General features: G+C 69.1%; 8 protein-coding genes and 1 pseudogene. 1 reads left to right on the top strand and 8 read right to left on the bottom strand.

Going from position 1 to position 9,995, the window contains the following annotated elements:
- Positions 1–119 precede the first annotated feature (119 nt).
- The gene (locus KHA85_RS02715; protein WP_213184719.1) at positions 120–1,265 is read left to right on the top strand and encodes an alkaline phosphatase family protein; all 1,146 of its coding nucleotides are present in this window, start codon (positions 120–122) and stop codon (positions 1,263–1,265) included.
- A 27-nt stretch (positions 1,266–1,292) separates the two neighbouring features.
- Here the strand turns inward: KHA85_RS02715 and KHA85_RS17810 are convergent, their stop codons facing one another.
- From KHA85_RS17810 to KHA85_RS02675, 8 genes and pseudogenes are all read right to left on the bottom strand, one after another.
- On the bottom strand, positions 1,293–1,598 hold the full coding sequence (locus tag KHA85_RS17810; RefSeq protein ID WP_236885063.1) for a hypothetical protein: 306 nt from the start codon (positions 1,596–1,598) through the stop codon (positions 1,293–1,295).
- Between the two features lie 233 nt (positions 1,599–1,831).
- A pseudogene (locus KHA85_RS02705) lies at positions 1,832–2,806 on the bottom strand (IS481 family transposase).
- Between the two features lie 104 nt (positions 2,807–2,910).
- Positions 2,911–4,035 (bottom strand): MCE family protein, encoded by a 1,125-nt coding sequence (locus KHA85_RS02700; protein ID WP_236885062.1) that lies wholly within the window; start codon positions 4,033–4,035, stop codon positions 2,911–2,913.
- The gene (locus KHA85_RS02695; protein WP_213184717.1) at positions 4,032–5,294 is read right to left on the bottom strand and encodes an MCE family protein; all 1,263 of its coding nucleotides are present in this window, start codon (positions 5,292–5,294) and stop codon (positions 4,032–4,034) included. The genes KHA85_RS02700 and KHA85_RS02695 overlap by 4 nt, the downstream gene beginning before the upstream one ends.
- Entirely contained in the window at positions 5,294–6,559 is a 1,266-nt protein-coding gene (locus KHA85_RS02690) for an MCE family protein (RefSeq protein WP_213184716.1), read from the bottom strand. Before KHA85_RS02690 ends, KHA85_RS02695 begins: the two co-directional genes overlap by 1 nt.
- Positions 6,556–7,704 carry an MCE family protein gene (locus KHA85_RS02685; protein ID WP_213184715.1) on the bottom strand — a complete coding sequence of 383 codons (1,149 nt, stop codon included), beginning with the start codon at positions 7,702–7,704 and terminating at the stop codon, positions 6,556–6,558. Before KHA85_RS02685 ends, KHA85_RS02690 begins: the two co-directional genes overlap by 4 nt.
- Positions 7,697–8,752, bottom strand: coding sequence for an MCE family protein (locus KHA85_RS02680; RefSeq protein ID WP_213184714.1), 1,056 nt, complete (start codon positions 8,750–8,752; stop codon positions 7,697–7,699). The genes KHA85_RS02685 and KHA85_RS02680 overlap by 8 nt, the downstream gene beginning before the upstream one ends.
- Positions 8,749–9,987, bottom strand: coding sequence for an MCE family protein (locus KHA85_RS02675; RefSeq protein ID WP_213184713.1), 1,239 nt, complete (start codon positions 9,985–9,987; stop codon positions 8,749–8,751). Before KHA85_RS02675 ends, KHA85_RS02680 begins: the two co-directional genes overlap by 4 nt.
- Positions 9,988–9,995 lie beyond the last annotated feature (8 nt).

Here is a 9,995-nt window from a genome sequence, read left to right as displayed (position 1 = left end):
CACTGCATGAGCACCTCGACGAACTCCTCCAACCACCACCACCCTTCTGAGGCAGTCGCCACGGCGGGCGAGCCGCCGGTTACCGCCCTCACCAGCGGCGGATGAGGGATGGTGAAGTCATGACAGAGATCCCGATCGAGCCCTCCGCCCATTCGCTGGCCGATGTCATGCCGTCTGTCGCTGCGTCGCTGGGCTCCGGCCACCACAACCCGCTCGCGATCGCGCCAGCTAGCGACGCCGTCCTGGTTCTCGTCGATGGTCTCGGCGCCGAGCTGATCCGCCGGTACGCCACCGACTCCCCGACGCTCGCCGTCATGTCCTCCCGGATGATCTCCGCGGGCTTCCCGGCGACGACCGCGACCAGCCTGACGAGCCTCGCCGTAGGCGCTCCGTGTTCCAAGCACGGGATCGTGGGGTACAGCTTCCGAATCTCGGACGACGCCGACGACACCGCCGTCTCGTTCAATCCGTTGCGCTGGACCCTCGACTCGGCTGGCGGCCCGTCGGCGATGAATCGCTTCCCACCGCGGAGAATCCAGCAACGGTCGAGCCTGCTCGAACATCTCGCCTCAGACGGCGTCGACGTCACCTACGTGATGCGTGAGGAGTTCCGCGAATCAGGATTGACCCGGGCGGCCTTCCGGGCGGACGGGGAATTCCGCTCTGCTGTCTCCCTCGACGAGGTGAAGCAGGGAGTGATCGACGCTGTGGGCCGCCCCTCGCGATCCAGGCGCTTCGTCTACGCGTACTACGGCGACCTCGACCTCATCGGACACATCCACGGCCCCGGCTCTCCGGAGTGGCTGGAGTCGCTCCGCGCTGTCGACGCCTTCATCGCCGACCTCGCCACCGATCTCCCCCGCGACTGCAGACTCATCGTCACCGCGGACCACGGAATGGTCAACGCCGAGACCGTCATCGATATCGACCACACGCCCGCCCTCCTCGCCGATGTCGAGATCGTCGCCGGCGAAGCTCGCGTCCGTCACGCGTACGCCCGCCCGGGCGCAGCGGACGACGTCCTCCACGCGTGGCGAGCCGAACTGGCCGGTCACGCCCGCGTGATCAGCCGCGAGCAGGCCTTTGACGAGCGTCTCTTCGGCCCCGATCGCACCTACGCCGACCGGCTCGGTGATGTCATCGCCATCGCGAGCGGCGGCGTCATCCTCTCGCGGTCGGAACACGAGCCGATGGAGTCGTCCCTCATGGGCCACCACGGCGCCAACACCGCGGCGGAGCAACACATCCCGCTCATCCTCCGGTGATCCCGACGTCGGCGCCCCACGCCGGCGTCAGCAGGTCACGAGAACCGATGGATCGCTGGTGGTGTCCAGCCACCGACCGTAGGCCGGGGGCCCTGCCGCGCGGACATCTGCGCACAGTTCCTGCCGGGTGTAACCCGACGCCCGGTAGACGGCGTAGATGACGTTGCCGTTCTCGTCGCGCGGCCGCAGTGACGGACACGCCATGTCCGTGCGTAGGTAGGACGCTCCCGGGTACCTGGCCAAGGCAGACGCGATCTCCTGGGCGTAAGCGCCCGGGGTGACCGCCGAATAGAGGACGACGATCCCCCGGCCGTCGCACGCTGGCCGGGACATCGGTGTGTCGAGTCCCAGGTCACCGACGGTCGCGGCGGGTTGCGGCGCGGCCGGCGCCCTCGGGGCCGCCGGCGCCGCCTGTAGAGTCGGCGCGGACGGCGAGCTCGGCGCCTCCGCCGACGGGACGACCGGGCTCTCCGTCGCTACGGGAGCCGTGATGGGAGCCGCACCAGGCGCAGCGGCGGGCTGATCGTCCTGCGACGCGACGAGGTAACCGACCCCCGCTGCGAGCACTAGGTGTACTGCCCACGCAGGTTGTGTACGCGGTCTGCGGGTGAGGCGCCTCGTAGTGCGGTGTGGCCGCGGTGGAAATTGTAGTGGTGCAGGAACGCCGGGAGGCGAGCTGCGCGGTCGGACTCGCTGACGTACGCGGCGGCGTAAGCCCATTCCTCGAGCATCGTGCGGTTGTAGCGCTCGACCTTGCCATTGGTCTGCGGCCGGTACGGGCGAGTGCGTTTGTGCCTGATCTCCGGCCCGAGGGCGTCGGCGAACGCGTGGGAGCGGTAGCAGGAGCCGTTGTCGGTCAGGACCCGGCGCACGGTGATTCCGGCGTCGGCGAAGTAGGCGTGGGCTCGGTGCCAGAATCCGGCGGCGGTCTCTTTGCGCTCGTCTTCCAGCAACTCGGTGTAGGCCAGGCGTGAGTGGTCGTCGACGGCGTTGTGGATGTACCAGTACCCGGTCCCTGCTCGCCGGTTTCGACGCCCTTTGGCGCGGCCGAGGACCTTGTGCCCGCCGCCGTCAGGGATGCGGCCGAGCTTCTTGATATCCACATGCACCAGATCGCCTGGCGCTGCGTGCTCGAATCGGCGCACCTGCCGCTTGCCCGCACGCACCGGGGCGCCGGTGGCCGGGTCGGTGAACGCCAGCCTGACGCAGCCGTAGCGGGACAGGATCTTGTGCACAGTCGAGGGCTGCATGCCCAGGTGGTAGGCGATCCGTGCGGGCCCCCAGCGGCGGGAGACGCGCAGACCGAGCACGCGGCGTTCCCTTCAACGCGGCGTCCGGGTCGGGCTGTGCTGCGGGCGACTGGAGCGGTCGATCATCCCGGCCTTGCCCAGCTGCCGGTACCGGCGGGCCCACTTGCGGGCGGTGGTGACCGAGACACCAAACCGCTCCGCCGCTCGCCGCGGCAGCCAGCCCTCCTCGACGACGCACCGAGCCAGACGCAGTCTTCCCGTCGGAGTCAGCGGGGCGTTAGCGTGGGACATGAAGACCTCCGTTGTGGATGTGTTTGCTTGGTCGCTTTCACACCTCACACGGAGGTCTTCCTCATGTCAGCCCGCCATGCCGACCGGTGACACAACGTCCGTGGTCAGTACAGGTACTCCATACACGGCAGGTTGCGCGCCCCGCGCACGGTCGTCTGCGAGTCCTTGGGGACCTTGCAGTAGATGCCGTTGATCAGCGGCGGGACGGACAGGTCCGCCGGCGAGCGACGCTGCTCGGCGGGCAGGAAGCCGGTGGTGCACGGCGGCGTCTCGTTGATCTGCAGGTTGAAGTCCACCTTGATCTCGCCGGTGTCCTTGGCCCCGTTGATCGCGGTGATGAGCGACGACACCAGAGCCGGGTAGATCACCAGGAGCTGCTCGAGGGAGCGGTTGTAGACCACGCCGACCTCGCCGACGCTCACCAGGTTCGCCACGAGCACCGGCATCGTCGGCTGCAGATCGTTGAGCGCCTTCGTGGCCCGCCCCAGGGCGTCGGGCCCGCGCTCGATGATCGAGGTCAGCTGCGGCTCGTTGGTGCGCAGCCGATCGGTGATGTCGGCGAGGTTCCGCGTCCACGCCCGGATCGAGTCCGACGAGCGCAGCTGGGAGTCCAGCACGGGCTCCGCGTCGGCGATGAGCTGGTGGGTCACGTCCGTGTTGTTCCTCGCCTCCTCGAGCAGCAGCTGCGCGGAGTCGAGGAACCGCTGGAGGTCGCGCGCGGAGCCGTTGAACGCGTCGAAGGACTCGGAGATGACGCGCCGCATCTTGGCGTCGTCGATCGAGGCCATGAGGACGGTCGCCTGGTCCAGTACGGGACCGATCCCCTGCGGCATGACGACCCGCTCCGGTCCGAGCACGGTGCCGTCGGCGAGCTCGCCCCGGGGCTGCCCGTCGGGGACGAACTCCACGAACTGCTCGCCGACCGCGGAGACGCTGCGGATCTCCGCGCGGACGTTCTCGGGGACGTCGGCTCCCGAGTCGAAGTGCAGCTCGGCCACGACGCCGGCGGGCGTGAGGGTCACGGAGTCCACCCGCCCGATGGTGCTGCCCAGGTAGGAGACGTTGGCGTTCTTGTACAGGCCGCCGGTGTCCGGCATCTGGAGCGCGACATCGGTCCGCTGCCATCCGAGCGCGCGCGGCAGCTGGAGGTAGACGATCGACATGATCGCCAGCGAGACGATGGTGACCACGGCGAAGACGGTCAGCTGGATGCGCACGAGCCGGGTCATCGGGGAGCCTCCTCGGTCGGTGCGTCCGGACCGCCCACGCCGGGCCCGGGCGCCGCCGGGTCATCGGGGCCGGGTGCCGACGGATCGCCGCCGGCGGCGGGGTCGGGCGCGGCGTACGGATCCGCCTGCGGGTCCGGGCGCGGGATGTCCAGCGAGAACGGGTCCGCGCTGGCCAGCGGATTGGGCGCGAGGCCGAGGTACCCCTCGATCCCGGCCATCCTGTTGCCGAACTCGGTGCCCAGAAGGAGCGATTCGGCCAGCCGCGGCATCGTGGCGTCGGCGTGGATGTAGAGGTTGGCGTAGTCGCCGCGCAGGAAGTTGTCGATGCCCGCCTGCGGGAACGGGAAGGTGATCAGCGAGCTCATCACCCGGGTCATGTCGCGCCCCGCGTTGGCCAGGCCCTCGAGGACCGGGGTGATGTCGCGGAGGTTGTCCACGAGATCCTGCCCGCCGCCAGCGTCGATGATCTGATTGGCCTTGTTACCGAAGTCGCCGAGCGAGACGAGCGCCGTGGTGAGCTGCTGTTTCTGGTCGTTGACCAGCGACACCGCCTCCGGCATCTGCGCCAGCGCCCTGGCCAGGGTGTCGTTCTGTTCGTCGATCTGACGAGCCAGCCGGTCCAGCCCTTCCATGGCCGCGATGATGTCGGCCCGCTGGTCGTCCAGACCGCTGACGGTGGTCTCCAGCTGGTTGATGACCTCCCTGGTGTCCAGCTCGCGACCGTCGAGGGCCGTGTTGAACTCCTTCGCGATGGTCTCGAACTGGGCCAGGCCGCCATCGGTGAGCACGACCGACAGCGCCGAGAGCGTCTGCTCGGTGGTCGGGTACACGCCCGCCCGCTCCAGAGGGATGACGTCCCCGGCCGACAACGTGCCCTGCTCGTCGCCGTCCGGGGGCGGGAACAGCTCGAGGTGCTGCGACCCGAGGAGGCTGGTCTGGCCGATCTTGGCGTGCGCGTTGGCGGGGAGCCGGACGTCCTCGTTGAGCGAGACCGTGACGATCGCCGTGTAGTCCTCGACGCGCATAGCGGTGATGGACCCGACGTTGACGTCGTTGACCCGGACCGGCGAGTTGCGGGTGATGGTGGTGACGTTCGGCATCTCGATGGTGATCTCGTAGGCCCCGTCACCGTTGCCCTGCGCACCGGGTAGCGGAAGCGAGTTGAGACCGTCCCACGCGCAGCCGGCGCCGGTGAGCAGGACGATCCCGCCGAGGGCGCCCGCGGCGAGGACGCGGGAACGACGTGTTCTGTCGCTCATCACGCACCCCCCGTCACGAGGAGGGTGCCGGTGAGGTCGTCGCCGCGGTTGACCACGTTGACGAGCGGGTCGGGCCGGTCCGACACGGGCTGCACCCCAGGCGGCGTCTGGGTCCCCGGCTTCTGCCCCTGGACGATCTGGTGCGGCTCCGCGGTCGGGGTGATGGGCGGAGTGACGGCACCGTAGGGGTAGTTGGAGGTCAACGAGTTGAACAGCGGACCCATGTACTGCGCGCACAGCTGGGCGTCGGACTCGGCCCGGTTGTTGGCCAGGCCGGCGATGGCGCCGCAGATGAAATTGGTCGGGTTCGCCATCTGGTTCATGGCCAGCACGCCGTTCAGCACTCCCTGGTACGGGCGGTAGATGTTGTAGAAGTTGGCCATCGCGGTCGGTCCCACGTGGAGCACGCCCTCGAGCTCGGCCCGGCGGTCGCGGACGACCTCGGTGGCCCGGCCGAGTTTGTCGACGGCGGTCGTGACGCGGTCCCCGTGGTTCTCCAGGAAGCGGTTGATGTCCATCACCGCGAGGTCGAGGTCGCGCAGGGCGGCCTCGATGTCGCCGGTCTGGTCGCCCAGGACCTGTGACACGCTGGCGAGACGACCGCCGAATGAGACGATCTGCTCCTCGCTCTGGGACAGCGCGGTGACGAACAGTTGCAGGTTCTTGAGGGTGGTGAAGAGGTTCTCGCGACCGTCGGACAGGATCGACATGGTCTGCGAGACCTCGCTGAGCGCGTCGCGGATCTCGGCCCCGTTGCCGTCGAACATCGCGTCCGCCGACTCGACGAACTCCCCGAGCGGGCCGGTCTGCTCACCCGCGGCCGGGCTGAGCGCGGTGGACAGCTTCATGAGCTGTTCCTTGACCCCGTCCCACTCGACGGGCACCGCCGTGCGCTCGACGGGGATCGTCCCGCCGTCGGCCATCTCCTCCCCGCCGGTGAAGGCGGGGGTGAGCTGCACGAAGCGCTCCGCGACGAGCGACTGCGCCACGAGCAGGGCGTTGGCGTCCGCGAGGATCTCGACGTCGCGGTCGACCTCCATCGTCACCTTGGACAGGCCGTCCTCGGTTGTGATGTCGGTGATCCGGCCGACGCGCACGCCCAGCACGCGGACGGTGTCGTCCTCGTAGACGCCCCGGGTGGACTCGAAGAAGGCGGTGAGCGTCTTGGTGCGGCTGGTGAGTAGCCACACCGCGCCGACGACGAGCGCCACCACGGCGAGCAGCGCCACCACCTTGCCGGCCGTGGAGGACAGGAATCGGCTCATCGGGGCAACCTCTTCTCGCCCCAACCGGGGTGCTGGTCCATGAAGGTCAGGCCCGGGTATCCCGGAAGGGTCGGTTCGGTGACGAGCCCGGGCTCGGGCTGGACACGGTCGTCGATGAGCGGCATGAGATCACGGAGGATGGTCTGCTGGTACTGGCCCAGCGACAGGTTGGAGACGTAGGCGTTGAACCACGGTCCGGAGGCGACGGCCTCGCTGAGGGCCGTGGAGAAGGGGATGATCCGGCGCAGCCCCAGGTCGATGTCGTCCTTGTTGCGGATGAGCAGGTCGGTGACCCGCTCGAGCTTGTCGAGCGCGGGCCCGAGCTGCGCCTCGTTGTCCTGTACGACGCCCGAGAGCTGACGGGAGAGCTCGTCGATGTTGACGATCAGCTCGCTCAGCGCGCGTCGGCGCAGGTCGAGCTGGACGAACAGCGTGTTCCCGTCGACCATCAGCTGATTGATCTGCTCGCTGCGCCTGCCCAGCACGTCCGTCGTCCCGGCCGCCTTGTCGAGCAGTTCGCGGACGGCCTCGTCCCGCTCGTTGAGGGACCGCGACAACCTGGTGATGCCGTCGATGGCGCCGCGGACCTCCGGAGACGATCCCTCCATGGTCTCCGCGAGCACGGTCAGCGCCTCGTCGACCTTGTCGGTGTCCATGGCCTCCACCGTGTCGCTGAGACCGCCGAGGGCGGAGGTCAGCGAGTACGGGACCGAGGTCCTCTCGAGCGGGATCGTGTTGTCCTCGAGCTCGCCGCGACCGTCGGAGTAGACGCCGAGCGCGCGGCGCCCGAGGATCGAGTCGGTTTTGATCTGGGCCGTGGTGTCCGCGCCGAGGTCGACGTCGGTGTCGATGTCGAAGCGGACCCGGACCCGGTCCCCCTCCAGGTCGATCCCGCGGACCGACCCCACCGCCATGCCCGCGACCTGGACCTCGTCGCCGGTGTCGAGCCCGGCGGCGTCGGCCACGTACGCGGTGGCCCCGCGCATGCCGTTGACGTACGGGATGCGGTCGTAGTTCAGGGAGACACCCATGAGGGCGACCACCCCGACCGCGCCCCAGATGCCGGTTCTGACCGGGTCGCGGTCGCGGAACCGGAGCTGACCGCGGGGCGCCTTGGGCGGCGTCATGTCCGTGTTGTCACTCATCGGGGAACGAACACCGTCCCGTCGTCTGCTCGTACTGCGGAAGGTAGACGCCCTTGCCCGTGGCCGGGTTCGTGATCTGCACGATCACGCCGCAGAGGTAGAACTGGAAGAAGCTGCCGTACACGCCTAGGCGACCCATCTTCTCGAAGTCGCTCGGCAACCGGTTGATGACGTTCTCCACGAACGGCTCGTCCTCGTTGATCAGCTGGGCCACGCGGTCGATCTGGGCGACGTCCTCCCGCAGAGCGGGCCGGACGTCGGCGAGCAGGGTCGTCATGTTGGCGCTCGCGTCGTCGAGCCGGGTGACCGACTCGCCGATCTGGTTCGAGTTGACGGACAGGCCGGAGACGAGCTGCTGGAGGTCGTCGACGATCGTGTCGACGTTCTCCTGATTGTCCGCGACCGTCGTGAGCACCGCGTTGAGGTTGGTGATGACGTCCCCGATCAGCTGGTCGCGGTCGGCGATGGTCTGGGTGAGGGACGACGTCGAGGCCAGCAGGTCCTGGACGGTTCCGGCCTCCCCCTGGAACACCTTGACAATGGACTCCGACAGCTGGTTGACCTGACCGGGGTCGAGGGCCCGGAAAAGCGGCCGGAACCCGCCGAGCAGCGCGTCGAGGTCGAGAGCGGGCGAGGTCTGGGAGATCGGCAGCGAGCCACCCGGCTCGAGCGGCGACTGGTCCCCCTCGCCCCGCCGGAGCTCGAGGTAGCGGTCTCCGGTGAGGTTCTCGTAGCGCACGACGGCCTCGGTACTGGCGTGGACGATCTGGTCCCCGGCGACGGTGAAACGCACGTCGGCGGTGTTGCCCTCGGCGAGGTCGATACGGTGGACCTTGCCGACCTCGACGCCCGCGATGCGCACCTTGTCTCCGGTCTCCAGGCCGGAGACGTCGGCGAAGGCGGCGTTGTACCGCTCGTAGTCCCCCGACCGGTACTCACTGAACACCACGACGAGCGCGGCCAGCACGAGCGCCATGACGGTGGTGAAGATGGCGAGCTTGACCAGTGTCGCCCTGCTTCCGCGCGTCGATGCGCGCGCGGCGCTCACGGGGTCTCCCCGTCCATGCCGAGCATGACCTGGAGCAGGGTCGGCGGCGCGGGCTGGCCCGGCTCCGTGGGCCGCAGCGGGCCGAACACCGGGGCGGGTCGAGAGGTGAACACGTCGGGCATGCCCTCCACGGGGTTGGATCCGGTGTCGGTGACGATGAAGGGGGTGTGGGCCTCGGGGTCCGGGAACGGCAGTCCGTAGCAGTTGGGACCGGTGCTCGCGTTGACCTTCGGCAGGTCCTTGGGGTACTCGTACGCGCGGGCGCCCTGCTGGAAGCCGGCCTTGAACACGAGGCCGGGCTGGTCCTTACCGCCGAAGGCCGACATCGCGCCCTCGACGCCCTGGTTCAGACCGACGATCAGACAGGTGACCATCGGCGAGTACTCGTAGAGCAGACTCGTCGACGCGCGGAGATCGGACAGCGCCTTGACGAGCTCGTCGCCGTTCTCCGCCAACAGCCGCTTCCCGGTCTCCCCCGTCCCGATGGACGCGGCGAGGAGCTGCTCGAACCGGGCCTGGTTGTTGACCACGTTGGCGCCGACGTCCGTACCCGAGTCGAGCAGCCGCATGATGTCCGGCGTGACGTCGGCGTAGAGGTTGGCCACGCGCGACCCCTTGGCCAGATCCCGCTGGAGCGTCTCGATCTGCGGGTTGATCTCCTCGAGGTAGGAGCGCAGGTCGGTGATCGTCCGGCCGACCTGCTCACCGCGTCCGTCCACCGCCCCGGAGACCGCGCCGAGCGTGGCGTTGAGCTTCTCCGGCTCGATCGCCAGGAGCAGGTCGGACAGGTCCTCGAACAGGGTGTTGACCTCCGTGGTGACCCGCGAGGTCTCCACGACCGCGCCCGCTGCCAGCGGCGTCGGGGCCGGGACGGCCGGCGGTTCGAAGTCCACGGACTTGGCGCCGAAGACGGTGTTGGAGCCGATGGACACCACCGCGTTGGACGGGACGGCCTCGAGCGCGGCCGGGTCGACCTCGATCTCTATCGTCGCGCCGTCGAACTCCTGCCTGATGTCGGTGACGTTGCCGATCTCCACACCGCGGGACCGCACCTTCGCGTCCGCCTCCATGACCAGTCCCGCGCGGTCGCTGCGCACCGTCAACGGCACGCGGTCGTCGAACGCCCGGCCGAACAGCAGGAGGGACAGCGCGATCACCGCGACGAGGAACACCGCGAGGCACGCGCCCGCGATGCGCCTGGGCCCGGTGTCGCTCTGACTCACCGTCCTCGCCATGTCCGTCT

The organism is Dietzia massiliensis (assembly GCF_018390595.1).
In the GTDB taxonomy this organism is placed as follows: domain Bacteria; phylum Actinomycetota; class Actinomycetes; order Mycobacteriales; family Mycobacteriaceae; genus Dietzia; species Dietzia massiliensis.
The sequence above is the reverse complement of the archived record's forward strand: the minus strand, read 5'-3'. Positions and strand labels throughout refer to the sequence as shown.

What these genes read in the sequence shown, in the direction of transcription:
- KHA85_RS02695 (WP_213184717.1), bottom strand. Translation starts at nt 5,294, where the DNA reads ATGAGCGACAGAACACGTCGTTCCCGCGTCCTCGCCGCGGGCGCCCTC.
- KHA85_RS02700 (WP_236885062.1), bottom strand. Translation starts at nt 4,035, where the DNA reads ATGACCCGGCTCGTGCGCATCCAGCTGACCGTCTTCGCCGTGGTCACC.
- KHA85_RS02715 (WP_213184719.1), top strand. Translation starts at nt 120, where the DNA reads ATGACAGAGATCCCGATCGAGCCCTCCGCCCATTCGCTGGCCGATGTC.
- KHA85_RS02685 (WP_213184715.1), bottom strand. Translation starts at nt 7,704, where the DNA reads ATGAGTGACAACACGGACATGACGCCGCCCAAGGCGCCCCGCGGTCAG.
- KHA85_RS02675 (WP_213184713.1), bottom strand. Translation starts at nt 9,987, where the DNA reads ATGGCGAGGACGGTGAGTCAGAGCGACACCGGGCCCAGGCGCATCGCG.
- KHA85_RS02690 (WP_213184716.1), bottom strand. Translation starts at nt 6,559, where the DNA reads ATGAGCCGATTCCTGTCCTCCACGGCCGGCAAGGTGGTGGCGCTGCTC.
- KHA85_RS17810 (WP_236885063.1), bottom strand. Translation starts at nt 1,598, where the DNA reads ATGTCCCGGCCAGCGTGCGACGGCCGGGGGATCGTCGTCCTCTATTCG.